This window comes from Phycisphaerales bacterium, from assembly GCA_016716475.1.
In the GTDB taxonomy this organism is placed as follows: Bacteria; Planctomycetota; Phycisphaerae; order UBA1845; family Fen-1342; genus JADJWG01.
This window is the reverse complement of the sequence record JADJWG010000004.1, coordinates 672,995-689,615: the sequence shown is the minus strand read 5'-3', so window position 1 is coordinate 689,615 and position 16,621 is coordinate 672,995. Positions and strand designations below refer to the sequence as shown.

11 protein-coding genes are annotated in these 16,621 nt (G+C 66.4%); 5 read left to right on the top strand and 6 right to left on the bottom strand.

Features of this window, described 5'->3' with window-relative positions:
* Positions 1-47: 47 nt before the first annotated feature.
* The gene (locus tag IPM18_16830; GenBank protein MBK9121249.1) at positions 48-776 is read left to right on the top strand and encodes a hypothetical protein; all 729 of its coding nucleotides are present in this window, start codon (positions 48-50) and stop codon (positions 774-776) included.
* 33 nt (positions 777-809) lie between these two features.
* Here the strand turns inward: IPM18_16830 and IPM18_16825 are convergent, their stop codons facing one another.
* Positions 810-2,804, bottom strand: coding sequence for a hypothetical protein (locus tag IPM18_16825; protein MBK9121248.1), 1,995 nt, complete (start codon positions 2,802-2,804; stop codon positions 810-812).
* 1 nt (position 2,805) lies between these two features.
* Positions 2,806-4,398 carry a hypothetical protein gene (locus IPM18_16820; protein ID MBK9121247.1) on the bottom strand — a complete coding sequence of 531 codons (1,593 nt, stop codon included), beginning with the start codon at positions 4,396-4,398 and terminating at the stop codon, positions 2,806-2,808.
* 233 nt (positions 4,399-4,631) lie between these two features.
* Here IPM18_16820 and IPM18_16815 point away from each other — a divergent pair, with 233 nt between their 5' ends.
* Both IPM18_16815 and IPM18_16810 read left to right on the top strand, forming a co-directional pair.
* The gene (locus tag IPM18_16815; GenBank protein MBK9121246.1) at positions 4,632-5,147 is read left to right on the top strand and encodes a hypothetical protein; all 516 of its coding nucleotides are present in this window, start codon (positions 4,632-4,634) and stop codon (positions 5,145-5,147) included.
* Between the two features lie 22 nt (positions 5,148-5,169).
* Positions 5,170-6,246, top strand: a complete 1,077-nt coding sequence (locus IPM18_16810; GenBank protein ID MBK9121245.1) for a tetratricopeptide repeat protein — start codon at positions 5,170-5,172, stop codon at positions 6,244-6,246.
* An 87-nt stretch (positions 6,247-6,333) separates the two neighbouring features.
* On the opposite strand, the gene IPM18_16805 is transcribed toward IPM18_16810, so the two are convergent.
* A complete protein-coding gene (locus IPM18_16805) occupies positions 6,334-7,416 on the bottom strand; it encodes a hypothetical protein (protein ID MBK9121244.1) in 1,083 nt (360 codons plus the stop codon).
* 203 nt (positions 7,417-7,619) lie between these two features.
* Here IPM18_16805 and IPM18_16800 point away from each other — a divergent pair, with 203 nt between their 5' ends.
* The gene (locus IPM18_16800) at positions 7,620-8,900 is read left to right on the top strand and encodes an efflux RND transporter periplasmic adaptor subunit (GenBank protein MBK9121243.1); all 1,281 of its coding nucleotides are present in this window, start codon (positions 7,620-7,622) and stop codon (positions 8,898-8,900) included.
* Positions 8,901-12,224: an efflux RND transporter permease subunit gene (locus tag IPM18_16795; GenBank protein ID MBK9121242.1), complete on the top strand. Its 3,324-nt coding sequence runs from the start codon at positions 8,901-8,903 to the stop codon at positions 12,222-12,224.
* Positions 12,225-12,309: 85 nt separating this feature from the next.
* On the opposite strand, the gene IPM18_16790 is transcribed toward IPM18_16795, so the two are convergent.
* From IPM18_16790 to IPM18_16780, 3 genes are all read right to left on the bottom strand, one after another.
* Positions 12,310-12,612, bottom strand: coding sequence for a hypothetical protein (locus tag IPM18_16790; GenBank protein MBK9121241.1), 303 nt, complete (start codon positions 12,610-12,612; stop codon positions 12,310-12,312).
* Positions 12,613-12,858: 246 nt separating this feature from the next.
* Entirely contained in the window at positions 12,859-14,502 is a 1,644-nt protein-coding gene (locus IPM18_16785) for an SPASM domain-containing protein (GenBank protein MBK9121240.1), read from the bottom strand.
* On the bottom strand, positions 14,499-16,517 hold the full coding sequence (locus tag IPM18_16780; GenBank protein ID MBK9121239.1) for a motility associated factor glycosyltransferase family protein: 2,019 nt from the start codon (positions 16,515-16,517) through the stop codon (positions 14,499-14,501). The genes IPM18_16785 and IPM18_16780 overlap by 4 nt, the downstream gene beginning before the upstream one ends.
* Between the last annotated feature and the right edge of the window lie 104 nt (positions 16,518-16,621).

Sequence of the window (16,621 nt, the reverse complement as noted above, 5' to 3'; positions counted from 1 at the left end):
AGCGCCGCTGCGGTGCTTGCGGTTGGCGGTATCGGAGGTCCTGGAACATGCGCGGTTTGCTGCAGACGATCGCGGGGGTCCTGTGCTGTGTCGGGTTATTGACGGGGTGCGAGCGCAGCACGCCCGAATCCCCCGCACCGCCGGCACAGTCCACGACTCCGACCGACGAGGAGCGGGCCAGCGTACGCGACCTGGTATCAGGGCGCTCCCAGCCGGCCGCGAGCGAAATGACCGGCCTGCCACCGGGTCACCCACCGATCGACAACATCGACCTGACTGCGCAGGCCCCGCCGTCAACAGCCGGTCGGCTCACGTACACGATTCCCGAGAGTTGGACAGAGACGCCGGTGTCGTCTTCCGTGCGCGAGGCCCAGTACGCACTGCCGAAGTCGGAAGGCGACGCGGTGGATGGCGAGTTGATCGTCTTTTACTTCGGCACGGGCGGCGCCGGCGGGGTCGATGCGAACATCGAACGCTGGGTCGGCCAGTTCCGTACGGCGGAGGGCGGGCCGATTCCGGAGGGCGGCTACAGTCGACGCGCATTCGAAGTGAACGAGCTGACGGTCGCGTTTGTCGAAGTGGAGGGCACCTACAACGACGGCATGGCCGTCGGTCGCGATTCCGCCGATCAGGAGAACTTCCGACTGCTCGGCGCCATCGTCGCCACACCGGTCGGGCCGTGGTACTTCAAGGGCGTCGGACCGAGCCGCACCATGCAGGAACAACGAGAGAATTTCCTCGCCTTCGTGCAGACCATGAAGTTCGAAACGCCGTAGTGTGGGCGGTACGTGGGGCGTGGGCCGACCGGTTCACGCCCCCGCGCCGGTCCTGGCAGGGGGCCGGAGCGGCGCCGGACGGTCGGGGTCGAAGGGAATCCAGACGGTGAAGGTGCTGCCTGCCCCCGGGCGCGACTGAACGTCGATCTTGCCGTGGTGGGCGGTCACGATGTGGTTCACGATGGCGAGCCCCAGGCCCGCCCCGCGCGTTTGCACGGTGCGGGCGTCCTCAGCGCGGAAGAAGCTCTCTCCCAGGCGCTTCAGCTCGTTGCGCCCCATGCCGATGCCGTGGTCTTCGACACTGAAGATCACGATGAAGCCCTCGCGCCAGACGCGCAGCCGTACGAACTTGTTTTCCCGCGAGTAGCGATAGGCATTCTGGAGCAGGTTGACCAGTACCTGCTGCAACGCCTGCGCATCGGCCCGGATGGCTGGCAACTGCGGGGCCAGGTCGAGTTCGGTCTGAAAACCCGCTTCGGCAAACTGCGGCTCGAACAACGTCCAGGCCTGCCGCGCAATCACTGCCGGTTCGCACTCACCGAAGGAGTATGTTTTCCGACCGGATTCGATGCGCCCGAGATCGAGGATGTTGTCCACCAGCACACTGAGTCGCTCGGCCTCGCGGATAATCGTCTCGTGGTAAGATTGCACCCGGTCAGGATTCCGCACGCGCTGCTCGGCGAGCGTTTCGGCCAGCAGTCGAATCAGGGCGAGCGGCGTCTTCAACTCATGACTGACATCCGCCACGAAACGACCCTGCACACGCGCCAGCTCGCGCTGGCGGGTAACCACCCGCATCAGCATGACGATCACCAATGCCCACGCTCCGGTCGTGCCGATCGCAGTCGCCGCGACGATCGCAATCTGGCGGTGGGCGTGGGCGCGCAACCCCGCGGCAGCGGTCAAACTGGGCTCGAGCACGGCCCCCCCGAATTCCGGACCGAGCTGCGCGAGGACCAGTCCGGCGGCGGCGCTCGGCATGAGCCGCCATGCGTAGGCGTCCGCCGTGGGTGCGGGCCAATAGCGCTCCAACAAGGACTGCTGGGGAGCAAGCAACTGGAGCACCACGCCTGGGGCGATTTCGCGCGTGGCTACCACGACACGTTCATCCGCAGCAGTCACGGCCGTAGAAAAACGCACCCCGGCCCCCTCCCGCAGGTCGATACGCTCCAGCACAGCGGCCCGTTGTGACCGCCGCTCAGCGCGCTGGCGCAGCTCGTCGCGCAAGGCGGCCAGGGGATCTTCGGGTTCGATGCCGAGCTGCCGCCACTGCTCCGCAAGACGCGCGGTTTCCGCCGGGCTGAGCCGCCCGGGATGGTCGTTCCGCAAGCCACGCAGCAGGCCGGCGTAGACTTCGCGCGCCCGGTCATAGTCGGCTGCCGCAAGCAAGGTGTCCACACGGGCCAGCTCCGCGCGAAAGGCATAGCGCGCCAGCCGCGGAGTGGAGCGCAGCAGGTGCGCCGCGTCGCCGAACAGTCGCGCGGCCGCCAGCGGTTGCCCAAGCTGCTGCTCGACGGTCGCCATCGCCAGCAGCGCCCCCGCGCGCGTCAGCGGATCGGGATTGGTCGCCAGCGTCTGAAAATCGCGCAGCAGTGCCAGCAGGTCACGGCCGCTCAGACTCTCCGCGGCGGCCATCGTGGTTGGTGTTGCGCCCGGGGGCAGCGGGTTCGGGGCCTGGGGGAAGGGCTCCGAAAGCGGCGGGCGCGGAAACACGACGACCATCCCCGTAGCGCCTACGGTTGCTGCGAGCGGCCACTCGTGCCGGCTCGCGATCCAGGCGTCCAATTCATCCGCACCGCCGAACTCCCATGCCCGTGCGGCGGCGTCGCAGGCACGCTCGACGTCCGCACGGAGCGCTGCGCTGCGCTCCGTGGCGACTGTGAAGGCCGCCGCCTCGAGATCGGAGCGTTCACGCGCCTGCAGGGCCCGCGCCTGGCCGGCCACTGACCAAACGGTCAAACCACTCAGCGCGAGACTGAACAGAATCATCAGCACGACGAGCCAGCGTTCGGCGGCCTGCCGGATCACTTCAATCCTCCGTCACGCTCTGATCAGACTGCCCAGGCACCAGCCACGCCGGCCACGCTTGGCCGGTCCACAGCTCCCACACTTCCTCGGGCTGTACCTGCCGCAGTTGCTGGGCCAGCCGGCGGCGGGCCTCCTTCCGCATTTCATCGAGCAGCGGCCGCAGATCGATCGGTGTACCCGGCTCCTGGATGACGGGTACCCACCGACCGGCCAGCTCCACTGTCAGCAGCGTGGTTTGACCGGGACCATGGGTGCCAAAGATGTGCAGTAGCTCGTCGCGCACATCCAGCCGTACGCCCAACTCATGGTAGGCGAAACGCTGTGGCAGAAAGGTCGGCAGCGCCAGTCCGAACACGGCCCGCAAGGCCTCAGAGACAAAGCTGCGATCAACGTAATTGCCACCATCTTCCGCCGGCAGCACGCGAACCTCGGCTTCAAGGGCTGCGAGCGAGTTGTTGTGGATCGTCAAATCCGTCAACACCACGCGGGCCGTCCCTGCCAGCGCCCCCCAACCCAGCGGCGCCGACAACTCCTCGAGTGCGACCCGCTCGCAGCGTCCGGACGCGGTCAGCCGTACCAGGCCTTCCGGCGTCAACTCGACATCATCCAGTCGCAGCACCATCTCGCCGCCCGCGCCGCCGAATCCCCACGGCGCGAGCACATCGCCCAGCAGCACACCTTGCAATGCACCGTGGAAACGCAACCGCTGCGGCCAGCCGTCCACCACCAGCAGTTCGTCCAGGAACAACTCGGGCACTGTGCCGCGCCACGGCGTCGCCAGGAACGGCGCCGTGACTTCGGCCAGCGACACGTCGCGTACGACGCCGCTGGCGACGAGCGTGCTGCCCTGCGGTCCTTCGCGATACACCACGCGCCCCTCGAATGTACCACTCTGCAGTCCCAGCCGCGCCAGTTCTTCCAGGCCCAGAATGGTGAGCGGCAGGTTGGGCACCGTCAGCTCAAACTCGTCAAGCTGCACGCGGCCATCGGCTCCGGGTGAGAACTCGCCGCGCAGAACCACGGGTTGTCCGGATGGGTAACCGTTCAGATCGTGACACGTCACCATTGCACGGCCGCGCTGCACCTCGTCAAACGTAACGACACCGAAGGCGTCGTTGAACGTGAACCGGAACTGGTCCCGCACAAGCACCAGGTCCATCTCGCGGAACGCGACGCGCTGCGGTCCTGCGGGGTCAAAGCCGGGTTTCAGCCCGGACTCGAGTACCGTGCGGTAGTCCTGCTGCAACCAGGTGCGCGTCGAGACTTCGCAATGCCCGCCGACCAGGTCGAGGATATAAAGTCCGGGATTCGCAGCCGAAGGTGTCCGCCGCAGGATCGCACGCCGACAGTAAGCGGCCTCGCCGCGCCGCTCCGGCAACGACACACGGACATCGCGGAATTCCTGCGAGCGGCGGGTGCGCGGCAGCACCCGACCGATACTGGCCGGCAATCCGAGACTGGCGCTCAGCACTTCCGCGCAATAGTTGCGGTAGGCCGCACTGCGGATGTACCACCCCCACCCGCCGGCCAGCGCCAGCGAGCCGAGCGTCACCAGCACCAATCCCCCTGCTGCAACGGTCCTCTGGATTCGCATCCCGCGGATTCTAACGCTACCGGGTCGTGCTCGGCCTTTCCGCCGACAGCTTCTTGCAGAGTCAGGAAGCCGCGCGGGGGATCCGGCCACCGGTCTCCCGGGACAGCCCGGTTTCTGCGCGTCCTCGTACTTCAGGCGCTGCGCGCCCGCAACCGATGGAAACCGCGGACCTTGGACCGTGTCCGCTCCGGTCTGTACGACCGGATGGCCCACGCTCCTGCAGGAGTCTCCTTATGCCGCGCATGATCGCTGGGACCTTGCTCCTGGGCCTTCTGGCGGGGTGCCAACAGCCGATGTCACGCCTGAATGCACCGCCACACGGCACGACCGAGCACCCGAGCCGGCTCCAGGACAATTACGCTCACATGGTCGACAACGCGATCCTGCAGGACATGTCGGTCTCCGACCTGCACTTTGTCCCACACCGCGCACAGCTCAACGCGCTGGGCGAGGATCGCCTCTGGCGACTCGCAACCCTGCTTGAGCAGTATGGCGGCGCCATCCGCTTCAGCACGGACGAATCCGACGAGGACCTCGTTGACGCCCGCACGGAGGTCATCATGACCTTCCTGGCCGACCTGGGCATCGACACCTCGGCCGAGCTCGTACGTCCCGACCTGCCCGGTGGGCGCGGTATGCACGCGAACGAAGCCATCCTCATCAAGTACCACGAGGCGATGTACCAGCCCGGCGCCAGTGGCGGCCGCAGCAGTGGCGGCGAAGGCACCCCAGGTGGGGTCGGCGGCTGAACACCATTTCGGGAGTCCGACGGTGCGCAAGATGCTTTCGCGAACCGCGACGTTGCTTGTCACGCTCGCCGTGGTCGGTTTAACGGCCTGTGAAACCAAGGAGCCGCAGGGCAACAACCCCGGCGCCTTGCCCCGTTCTCAGGGCGGCAGCCAGGACGTTGAGCCGCGCCTGAGCGCCTCGACCTACGTAGCCCATGGCCACCTGCTTGAACGGCAGGGGAACCTCGAACAGGCGGCCGCTCAGTATCGCCGCGCACTCGAGCTTACCCCGTTGGCCGACCAGGCCCGCACACGTCTCGGCATCGTGCTGAACCGCCTTGGCCGGCACTCCGAGGCCACCGTGACTTTCCGCGAGCTCGTCGCCCGACAGCCCGCGTCAGCGCAGGCGCACAACAACCTGGGCTTCAGTCTGTTCCTGGAAGGGCGCACCGCCGAGGCCGAACAGATGCTCGCCCGCGCAACCGAACTCGATCCTGGCTTCAGACGCGCCCACATGAACCGGGGGCTCGCACTGGCAAAGCTCAAGCGTTACGACGACGCGCTGGCCGCTTTCCGGCTTTCCGGGCACGAAGCCGACGCCTACTACAACCTCGCAGTCGTACAGGCCGAAGCCGGCTTGTACGCCGATGCCGCGCGCGCGCTTGAACAGGCCCTCATCATCAACCCGGATTTCACCGCGGCACGCCAGGATCTGCGCACCGTCGCGCGGATGGCTGCCACCCAGGAAGCAGCCCCTGCTCCTGCACTAGCCACTCCGCCGCCCACGCTGATCACTCGGTCAGCACTTCCTTCCGAGGCCCTCCCTACGGATGATCTGACCACCGCCGGCGCGGTCGAAGCGATCGCGATTCCCATCCCGCCGACGCCCCAGCCGGCCTCGACACCCACAGCCGCGATTGTGGATGAGACCACCCAGATTCGGGCCTTCCTCGGCCTGCCTGATGGTGAACCCGTTTCCACTGAATTGGTGACCCACGAGGGGCTGCGTACCCTGATCGAGATTCTCTCGACCGAGTGCCGCCGTACGTTTCTGAACATCTGCGACCGTGGCGACGCCTGGGTTCGGGTGCATGTGCTGCTGAACGACCGCCGCCCCTGACCCAGCTCACAGCGCTGCGTGCGAACGTTCTCCAGTCTCCCATTTGCCCACTCAGCGGCCGTCGATGGCTCGGCGGCCGTTGAGCTTTCAGTCGAGCCCCACCAGCGAGCGTCGTTCCAAGAGCCGCTGGTAAGCCCCCTGGTACCGCGCCAGCACCACCTCCGGCGCCTGCCCCAGCGCTCGCGCCGCGGGCACTCTTGCGGGTCCTTCCAGTGTGTTCAACAAGGCTTGCGCCGCCGAGCGCGGCACACCCCCGGTGCACCATGATGCCGCACGCCCCCCCAGGGCCTCCCTAACATGCGGATCGCGGCTGACCACCAGGGGCAACTGCGTCGCCGCCGCCACCACGAGCGCATCTACTGCAACAGGTCCCAGCGGCAGATGCAGAGCCACATCGGCCGTCGCCACGAGGTCGGCCGGCCGCCAATGTGCAGGAGCTGTCCGCAGCATAAAGTTATGCCGGCACGCCTGATATAAACGCCGTACACGCTCGAAGCCCGGCCCAATCCCCGGGACGAGGACACGCAGGTGGGGGCACGTCTTTTGTACCAGCAACCCCGCCCAGCCCGCGTAGAGCGCTCCACTGTTCGTGCCGAGGGGTGGCAGTATCACGGCCAGGCGCGCTTCTGGCGGCAACTCAAGCGCGGCGCGCAACGCACCCCTTCTTTGCTCCGCCTCAGTCCATACCTCCGCATCCACAATCGGCGGCACGAACAGCAGCCGTGCCGTCGGCAGGCCCCCTGCCAGAAGCGCAGCCCGCGTGGTCCGGGCCGAGCACACCAGTGCAAACACACCCTCCCGCAGCCAGCGCTGCAACCGCCGGCCCGGACTCCCCGGAGGCCAATCTACCAGCAAAGGCCGATGCGTCGTGACCAATGGCAGGGCTGCCACAACGGCCTCCGGGGTCCACGCATGCAGTACGACCGGGCCTGGTCCCGTCTGCATGAGCCAGTGCGCCAGCCGCAAGGTCGCGAGACGTGACCATCCCCCTGGGACCGCCAACCGCTGCCACGGACGACCCAGGTTTGGCGCTTCACCCGCACCCAGAAACACGAACGCGTGACGTGCGTTCGCTGCGCGCGTGACAGCCAACCGCCGGGCGATGTCCAGGCGGATCGGATCGACCCCGGCCGAAGCGAGATGGCAGATTATCAATCTCGGACTGCCCATGCTCCAGTTCCTGTGACACCGCGCCACCGGGCGAATCCTGCCGACCGGGCGGACCCGCATTGTAGACCCACCTTCCCCGACGGGAAGCCACGGTGTCAAACCCGACGAATGCGTGGGTCCGGTGTATAATCTCACTCGCAGCGGTCGGCCGGCGTGGCTTCGCCCCGCGCGAAAGTGCCGCTCCACCGCACGGGCGAGGCATCATGCTTCGGAAGCTCATCCTGTCCTGCATCCTCATCCCCACGGTGCTCGCGCTTGCGCTGGCCATTTTTTCATTTTTGCGTGCCACGCGTCCGATCGCGGAGACCTTGGATCCGACGCGTCCGCCCCTGCTGGTGAATGCGCTCCAGGTCTGGCCCACCACGGTGGTACCCCAGATCGAGGGCTTCGGCACGGCCCGGGCGGAACGGATGGCAGTGCTCAGTGCGCAGGTCACGGGGATCGTCATCGCGCGGCCGGCACAGGTGCAGCCCGGCGCCGCAGTCGTCGCGGGGGACCTGCTCCTGCGGATCGATGCCCGCGACTACGAGGCCCAGGTCGCGCGCGCGCAGAGTCTCGTGCAGCTCTCCGAGGCAAGTCTGCGGCAGCTTGAGGTGGAAGACCTCAATCTGCAGCGATTGATCCGGACTGCGAAGGAAGAGCTCGCGCTTACCGAGCGCGAGTACGAGCGCATGGTCGATCTGTTCGAGCGCGGAAACGCAAACCCGCGCGAGGTGGACAACGCCCGCCTCGCGTTTCAGCGGGCCCGCCGTGCGCTGGATACCCTCGAAGGGGAGCGCGACCTGCTCGCGCCACGCCGGGCACAGGAAGAAGCCAGTCGCGCGCAGCGCCTTGCCGACCTGACGCTGGCCACCCTGAATCTCGCCCGCTGCGAAGTGCATGCCCCGTTCTCGGGGCAGATTGCCAGCGTGTCGGTGGAGGTCGGCGAGGGGGTCGGACCGGGCCAACCGCTGCTGACGCTGATCGATCTCACGCTGATCGAAGTGCCGATCGAGCTGCCCGTTACGCTGCGTGGCCGCGTTACGGTGGGGGCCCGTGCCACATTGCAGCTCGAACGTCGCAGCGGAGCCCGCTGGGACGGGATCGTTGCGCGGATCTCGCCGGAAGCCAGCAGCGCCAGCCGGACTTTTCAGCTTTTTGTCGAGGTGCAGAATCGAGCCGACAGCGCGCCGCAGGAATCGCTCGCACCCGGCATGTTTGTGCGGGCCGAACTGGAAGGTCCGCGTCTCGCGGATGTCCTGCTGGTGCCGCGCAATGCCGTGCGCCAGGGGCGCGTATTTTTGGCCGCAGACGGGCGGGCCCGGGGTTACACGGTCGAAGTCGTCGAAACGTTGCGCGACCAGGCCATCGTGTCCGGCCTGACACCTGGGGATATCGTGCTGACCAGCAATCTCGACGCGCTGTACGACGGCATGACGGTCACACCGGTGCTGCCCACGGCCAGCGCCCCCGCCCCTCTGTCCCGGGCCGCGAGGACACCCTGAATGTCCCTGCCGCGCTTCAGCGTCGAAAATCCGGTCCTGGTGAATATGCTGATGGTCGCGCTGCTGGTGGCCGGCGGCTACGCAGCACTGACACTGACACGCGAAATGTTCCCCGAATCGCGCCCGAACCAGATTCTGATCGCGACGCTATATCCCGGCGCGACGCCCGAGGAGGTCGAAAAAGGGATTGCGATCCGGCTCGAAGAGGCGATCAAAGACATCGAGTTCATCGACAAGGTCGAAACGCGAATCAACGAGGGCAGTTGCTCGATTCTGGTCTCCCTGACGAGCGATGTGCTGGACCTCGATGCGAAAGTCAACGAATTCAAGTCCGCGATCGACGCCATTCCGCGCGATGAGTTTCCGACCGAGGCGGAAGAGACCCGGGTCGTCAAGTTCGAGCCCAAGCTGCCCGTCATCTCCGTCGCCATCTACGGCGATGTCGACGAAGCCGCCCTGAAAGCCGCCGGACGCCGCCTGCGCGACGAGCTGCTGCTGCTGCCGGAAATCACGGATGTCATTCTCACCGGCACGCGCAAGGACGAACTGGCCGTTGAGGTCGACCCCGAGCAACTGGTCGCCTACCGCCTTTCGCTGGCCGAAGTCGCCGCCGCCATACGCCGCGCCAACCTCGATCTCCCGGGCGGCCAGGTGAAGACGCCGGAAGCCAATGTCGCGCTCCGCACCCTCGGCGAAACGGATGATGCCGCCCGCATCGCCGAGACCATCCTTCCGCGGCGCGCCCCCCTCCCCGATGCCATGCGGGGCATGGGAGCCGCGGAGGCCGGTACCGCCGCATTCGTGCGCGTCCGCGATATCGGACGTGTCATCGACGGCTTCGAGGACCGGGACACCCGCGGGCGTTTCAACGGACGCCCGGCCGTCGATCTGATCGTTTACAAGCGCGGCGATCAGGATGCCGTCCGGATCGCGGGCTATGTGAAGGCCTATGTCGCCGGCAAGCTGAACACGCCCCCCCCGTCGACGTTCGCCACGCAGCTGGGATTCGACCGCACCCTGCCGCAGATCTACGAGCGTTCCCGGCAGGAACCGCTGCCGGCCGGACTGACACTGGAACTCCATAGCGACCTTTCCCGTTACATCACGGATCGGCTCGATCTGCTTACGCGGAACGGCCTGTGGGGCCTGCTGTTCGTTTTCCTGACGCTGCTGCTGACGCTGAACTGGCGCGTCGCGTTTTGGGTGATGATGGGGCTGCTGCTTTCGGTTTTTGGCGGCATCCTCGTGATGAGTGCGCTCGGCGCCACCCTCAACCTCATCAGCATGTTCGGCCTCATCGTGGTCCTCGGCCTGATCGTGGACGATGCGATCGTCGTCGGGGAGAACGTGTACGCGCGCGTGGAGCGCGGGGAGGATCCTCGTACCGCCGCCATCCGCGGGACCGAAGAAGTCACCTGGCCGGTGATTGTCGCCGTGGCGACGACCATCGGGGCCTTTCTCCCGCTCATGTTCATCGAGGGTCGCATCGGTGACTTCATGGGTGTTCTGCCGATCGTCGTGATGTCCGCCCTGTTCGTCTCGCTCATCGAGTCCCTCATTATTCTGCCAACCCACCTGGCGGATACGCTGCGGCCGCACACCGCACTTTCGGCACGGCCCGCGCGCACCACGCTCGGGCGGGTGGGGGCCGCGTTTGCGCACGTGCAGCAGGAGTGGCTCGGACGACGACTCACCAACCTGTATGAAGCCGGCCTGCGCATCTGCACGGAGTATCGCTACGTCACGATCGCCGCGGCGGTGGCGGGCTTGATTCTCTCACTGGGGCTGGTGGCCGGCGGACGAACACAATTTGTTTTCTTCGAATCGACGGATTCGGAGACGATCCTGGTGAACCTGGAGTTACCGGTCGGCACACCCGCCGAGCAGACCGAGATCCAGATGCGCGCGATCGAACAGGTGGTCCTCGACCGCAGCCAATTCCCCGAAGTGAAGAACAGCTACCTGCTGGTCGGAGCTCAGCTCCAGGCCGACGAGGGCGGCGCAACCGCTTCGACGCGATCGCACATCGCCCAGCTCATTCTCGAGCTGACCACCGTCGAGCAGCGCGAGCGCCGCAGCGAAGAAGTCGTGAATGCGATGCGTACGGCCGTCGGCCCGGTCCCCGGCGCCCGCGCGCTCCGCTTCCAGCCGATGCAGGGTGGGCCAGCCGGTGCCGCCATCGAAATCGAAGTCACCGGCGAGCGCATCGAGAGCCTCCTGACCGTCGTGGCGCAGCTCAAGGAGGAACTCAACCGGCAGGTCGGAGTGTTTGATATCGTGGATGACTATGAGCGGGGCCGCCGCGAACTGCAACTGACGCTGTACGACTCCGCCCGGGCACTCGGGTTGACGACCGAAGCCCTCGCCACCGAGGTCCGCGGGGCCTTCTACGGCCTCGAGGCTCGCACGCTGCAGCGCAACCGCGAGGACGTTGATATTCGCGTCCGGTTTCCGGAGGAGCGTCGCCGCGAGCTGCACGCCCTCGAGGGGATGCGCATTGCCACACCCGCCGGCGCAATGGTTCCGCTGTCGGAAGTCGCCGACGTCACCGAGGCCGAGGGGACGGCCGCCATTCGCCGGATCGATCAGCGGCGTGCGGTGGTCATTACCGCCGACATAGATACCGCCGTCGCCAATGCCGAACGTACCATTGCGAGTCTCACCCCGTTCATCGCCCGGCTCGAGCAGGAGCAGCCCGGTACGCGCGTTGAATTCGCCGGCAACAAGCGCGAAACCGCCAAATCACTCGGCTCCCTCCGCCGCGACTTCCTGATCGCCCTGCTCCTTATCTTCGTCATGCTGGCCGGACTCTTCCGCAGCTATGTCGATCCGCTCGTCGTCCTCGCCGCGGTGCCGTTCGGACTCAGTGGTGCGCTCGTCGGCCATTACGTGATGGGCTTCAACCTCACCATCCTGTCGATGATCGGACTCGTCGCACTCACCGGCATCGTGGTCAACGACGCACTCATCCTGGTGGACTTCATCAAGAAGGAAATCGCGGCCGGACAGCCCCTCCGCGAAGCCGTCCTCATGGCCGGACGGCGCCGGCTGCGCCCGATTCTCCTGACCTCGGTGACAACCATCCTGGGACTGGCCCCGCTGCTCGCAGAACAGTCGTTCCAGGCGCGTTTTCTCATTCCCATGGCCATCTCGATCAGCTTTGGGCTGGCGTTCGCCACGGTGTTAACCCTGGTCGTGGTTCCCGCCCTCTACCTCATCGTGAACGATCTGCGCATCGCCGTGGTCTGGCTGGCAACGGGACGGAAACCACGCCCGGCGCACGTGGCGGGCATCGATCCGACCCTCTCCAACGCAGGTGAGTAGCACCGGCCAGATCCGGCCGATACCCCTCCCGGACACTCATTCAAACCCTCACCGGAGACGTATGCGTAATCGCTCCGGGGAGACCTTATGCCCCTTCGGTGCTCCCACCCTTCATCCGGATTAGCCCGCGTTGCTTGCGCTCGGCTTCCGTCTCATCGTTTGCACTGGCCGGCGGGATGCTGATCACCTTGGGCTGGGCGGGGGCCTCGTCCTCTTCCTCGGCAGGTGCCGTGAGCCAGCTCAGGATGCTGTCTTCGAGGGATTGCTCACGCGGCACCTCGAACCGCTCGCCGCACCGCTTGCACCGCGCCGTTCGGCCCTGTGCCTCGACCGGCAGCCGATACTTCGCGCCACAGTGCGAGCAACTGCACTTGATCGTGTCGGACATGCGTCTCACCTCGCTGCGCGTACGTTCTACCGTACGGCTCAATTCCGGGTTTATGCACCGGAATCGCCTTCCTACGAGCGTTTTTTTGTCGGCTGATGAATGACGCTGTATGAGCGAGATGAGAATTAGAGATTGCATACCGGAGCGCGCTCAGCCCGCACGCTCCACTACAGATGCTATCGGGTGAACCACCCCGATGCAACATCTTTCTGGTTTCGTGCCCCCGACGTCCCCGCCCTCCCGGGCTCAGGGGCGATTCCATTCCTGGCACCGTTGACACATCGGGAGCGATTCCAGTACTCCGCCCCGATGGGCCCCCCTGAGCTGCTCCAACCGCTCTCCCGACCAGATCTTGGCGAGACTTTCCGTCCGCCAAGCTCCAAGCGAATATTCACCATCCACGTCCTGCCCACACCGCGCCACCCGCCCGTCGGCCAGCAGGAGCAGCCGGCGGTCGAGCCGGCGGCACGGTCCGCGAACCAGGGGGGTAGTTGGCAGCAGGGTGTCGGCCGGCAGTCGTCCACAATAGTCGTTGTATCCCTGCAACACGGCACCACCCAGCTCGTGTACCCAGGTATCGTAGAATGCCTCAAGCTCGCCCAGCGTACCGGCACAACGTGTCAAACTGCACAGCACGATGGGCCTTGGCCGTAGTTCCCGGCGCCTGCGCTGTTCCAACCGGTCCACATTCCCAATGACCTGCGCGAACGCGTCGCGACCATGCATGCGCCGGTACGTCGCCGCGCTGTGCGCGTCGATCTGCACCTCTACGACATCGACCTCGTGTTCAAACAGCGCCTCGCAGGTGGCGTCGGACAGGTCGACGAGGGGCGTCGTCACCGCAAGCCCCCAGATGCCGGCGGCGCGCGTCAGGCCGCACACGGCGGCGAACTCCTGGTGCTGCAACGGATCGCCATGGCCGCCGAACACGACGATCCGGTCATCGTAGGCCCCCAGTTCCCGCGCGATCCGCTCCCACGCCGACAGGTCATCCAGGTGCCGCGTGGGCACGCGTTCACCGCGGATTCGCAGCGTGGTCTCGGGCAGTGGGTCCGCCGTCGTCAATTCGAGTTCGATTTCGACCGGCAGTACGCTGCCCCGGCTGCGCCCCGGCTCGGCCAGCCAACGGCAGATTTCCTCCGCCGCGGGTTCTTCACCGAGATCCGCAAGCAAGCCCGTGAGCAGTTCACGTGAGTGGCGCGTATCCGCCGTGAGGCGTGCGGCGGTCTGCGCGATGACCGGATCCAGTTGATAGCAGGAAGTATGAATGATCGGATCGAGCGTCGGCATCTCCGGGCGATAGGCGAGCAGGAGTCCGACCGGCAGATCGTTCTCAAGCAGTTCCTGGAGCAGGTCCACGCGCAGCAGCAGCCCCGCGAGCCCCGGCGGCGCCTGGGTAAAGATGACCTTGCCCTGATCAGGATTCCGCAGGGCGTGCCGGATCATGCCCGTGGCGACGGCCGGGTCACAGAACGGCATATGGCCGTCCAGGCAGAGCGCGGCGGTCGCCTGAGTTTTGTGAAGAACCTGGGCAACCGCCTGTGCATCCACAAATTCATCGAACCACGAGGTGCCGAGCACCCCCCCGCGCCACGCCTCCAGCCCCCACTTGCGCGCCGCCGTGAGCAATTTCCTACGGGGACGCGGCGCGGTGTCCTCCGGGAACAGCTCCACACGATCGGCCACGCCACTGGCGGCCAACACTGCGGCAGCGCGCTCCGCATCGCGCGGACGAACGCACAACAGCCGCGCCGCAACTTCCTGCACCTGTGCCACGCGCCGCAGTGTACGAGTGAGAGTGTCCACACCGCCAAGAGTTGTCGCGAGTTGGGACGGTCCGCCGGCCGGCGCCGTTTCAAAATCTGCAAACACCGCGGCGATGACTTTCATCCGCGCCGCTCCTGCAAACGGGCGAGCGCCTTCGGCAACAGCTCGAGCAGGTACGCACAGCCCTCCTGCACCGCAGCGACATGCTCGCGGTCGCGCCGCAGGCGCCGCCGTGCGGTTTGAGATGTTTCGGCCAGCTCGTCGCGAATCGCGCGATCGGCCTGGATGCGACGCAACTCCGCCAGTTGAGCCGCCCGCCCCACGAGACTATAGGTCCGATCGTAACGCTGCATGCGCGCCCGCCGTCGCTCCACCTCCACGACCAGACGGTTGAACTCCGCCGGACGGTCCACGAGGTCCACCAGCCGTGCTAGCAGCCCCTGTGTTTCCACCGCTACCTGGTGCATTTCACGCAGCTCTGCGATGCGCTGCTCGAGCGCGGCCACCGCCCCCCGCCCATCGTACTCCTGCTGTGGGGTCACGCTTGGCAGCCACTCCGCCGGCAACGGCCGCTCACAGAACTGCTCCACAGCGTCCCGCAGCGACATGACCTCCGTATGTTGCAGGCGCATCCCCCCTTCACACGCATGGATGACACGCGCCCGGGTCACGGCGAAGTCCGACTGAAACTGTTCGGCGTAAGTGAAGAGCTGGTCGTCGGTGTAGACCTGCCGCCCGTGGATGTCTTCGACCGTATGCAGGCCGCCACGGAAGCGCACAATGCGCTCCCATTGCTTCATCTCCACCGTGGTGAAGCGGCCCAGTTCGGGTTGCCAGATGCGCTCGATCTGCATGCCCGGCGGATAGTAGAGCCCGTCGCTGAAAGACAGGTCCTGTCCAACAAGGATGATCGGATCACAACCGAGATGTTCGGCCAGATAGAACGAGAGGTGTGCTACTGTGCTGCCGGCCTTCAGCGCTGCACGCGGTGGCGCGGCCTCGCGCAGCACGTCCGCAAGGAAGTCCGAATAGAGCATGTGCACGCGCCCCGGCCAGGCATCCGGTACGCGCCACGTCACTTTCGATTCGGCCACCAGGGCCGTGTCGCCGGTGGAACCGAGGTCGCGGAAGAACTGCGCCGAAATTTCGTGGTAGTCGAGACTCGTGACGAAGTGCGGCTGCACCCCGCGCTCCAGCAGTGTGCGCAGCACCGTCTGCGCGGCGATGATGACGGCCCGTTCACGCAGGGCAGGCAACTGGTCGAGAACCCGGGCTAACGACGGCCCGGCGGCTACGAGAATCGCGGGATAGCCCTGCGCCCGCCCGGCAAGGACCTCCACACCGGGATGACGCAGATAAGTCGGCAGGTTCAGCGCCGCATTCTCACACGAGGCCCGGGCGTTGCGCACGGCCGACACGAGCTGCAGCCGCGCATACGACACGAAATCACGCAGCAGTCCGGACATCTTCGTCTGAAAGGCCACCCCGCAGCGCCGCGCATAGGGCGGTGTGACAAAACACGTCCCCAGCAGCAGCAAGGTCACCAGCGGCCCCAGTCGTTCATGCACCAGGCCCTTATCGGCGCGCGTCAGAAATGTCAGCCGGCCGTCCTCCAGCGCCGGCGAGACATCCGTCACGAACAGCGCCGCCTTGAGTAGCGCAAGATTGTCCTCGATGACGATCGCATACGGCCGATGGAAGCGTGCTTCGATCTCTGCCAGGGCGTAGCCCAGACCCACCCCGGCGAAAACGAAGCACTGTCCCTCCAGCTCATCGGGATCGACGGCGTGTGCCGGGCTTACGTTCCTTGTGGCTTCGGGGGGGACCTCGGGAGTACGGCCGCGCGCCAGTCGGGCCTCGATCAGGGCCCGCGCCTCGGCCTGCGGCTGGTAGCGGCTGTGCGCATAGACCGGCCGGCCGTCGTCCGCTGTTAACAACGTCGTCCAGCTCCCCTCGCGCGTCAGCTCCAACGGGGGCAAGGCGCCGCCGGGGAGCTCCTCAAGCGCACCCGCCAGCTCGGCGTCGCGCGCGTACAGGGCCCGCAGGTTCCGCAGATAGCAGCGCAGAAACTGCGCCGCGGCAGCGCCCGGGGGCGCAGCCGCATCGGCAGGCGGCGGTGTGACTCGCGTTCCGGCCATGTTACCACATGTTCTATCGGCACATTGACCACTCAGACGGAACCCGCCACCTCGTTGACCCGTGACCGAGCCGCATCCAGAATGCGCGCAGCCGAACCCCTCTT

Excerpts from the sequence above, each read along its gene's own strand:
- IPM18_16830 (MBK9121249.1), top strand. The coding sequence starts at position 48 with ATGCGCGGTTTGCTGCAGACGATCGCGGGGGTCCTGTGCTGTGTCGGG.
- IPM18_16820 (MBK9121247.1), bottom strand. The coding sequence starts at position 4,398 with ATGCGAATCCAGAGGACCGTTGCAGCAGGGGGATTGGTGCTGGTGACG.
- IPM18_16815 (MBK9121246.1), top strand. The coding sequence starts at position 4,632 with ATGCCGCGCATGATCGCTGGGACCTTGCTCCTGGGCCTTCTGGCGGGG.
- IPM18_16800 (MBK9121243.1), top strand. The coding sequence starts at position 7,620 with ATGCTTCGGAAGCTCATCCTGTCCTGCATCCTCATCCCCACGGTGCTC.
- IPM18_16780 (MBK9121239.1), bottom strand. The coding sequence starts at position 16,517 with ATGGCCGGAACGCGAGTCACACCGCCGCCTGCCGATGCGGCTGCGCCC.
- IPM18_16790 (MBK9121241.1), bottom strand. The coding sequence starts at position 12,612 with ATGTCCGACACGATCAAGTGCAGTTGCTCGCACTGTGGCGCGAAGTAT.
- IPM18_16795 (MBK9121242.1), top strand. The coding sequence starts at position 8,901 with ATGTCCCTGCCGCGCTTCAGCGTCGAAAATCCGGTCCTGGTGAATATG.
- IPM18_16785 (MBK9121240.1), bottom strand. The coding sequence starts at position 14,502 with ATGAAAGTCATCGCCGCGGTGTTTGCAGATTTTGAAACGGCGCCGGCC.
- IPM18_16805 (MBK9121244.1), bottom strand. The coding sequence starts at position 7,416 with ATGGGCAGTCCGAGATTGATAATCTGCCATCTCGCTTCGGCCGGGGTC.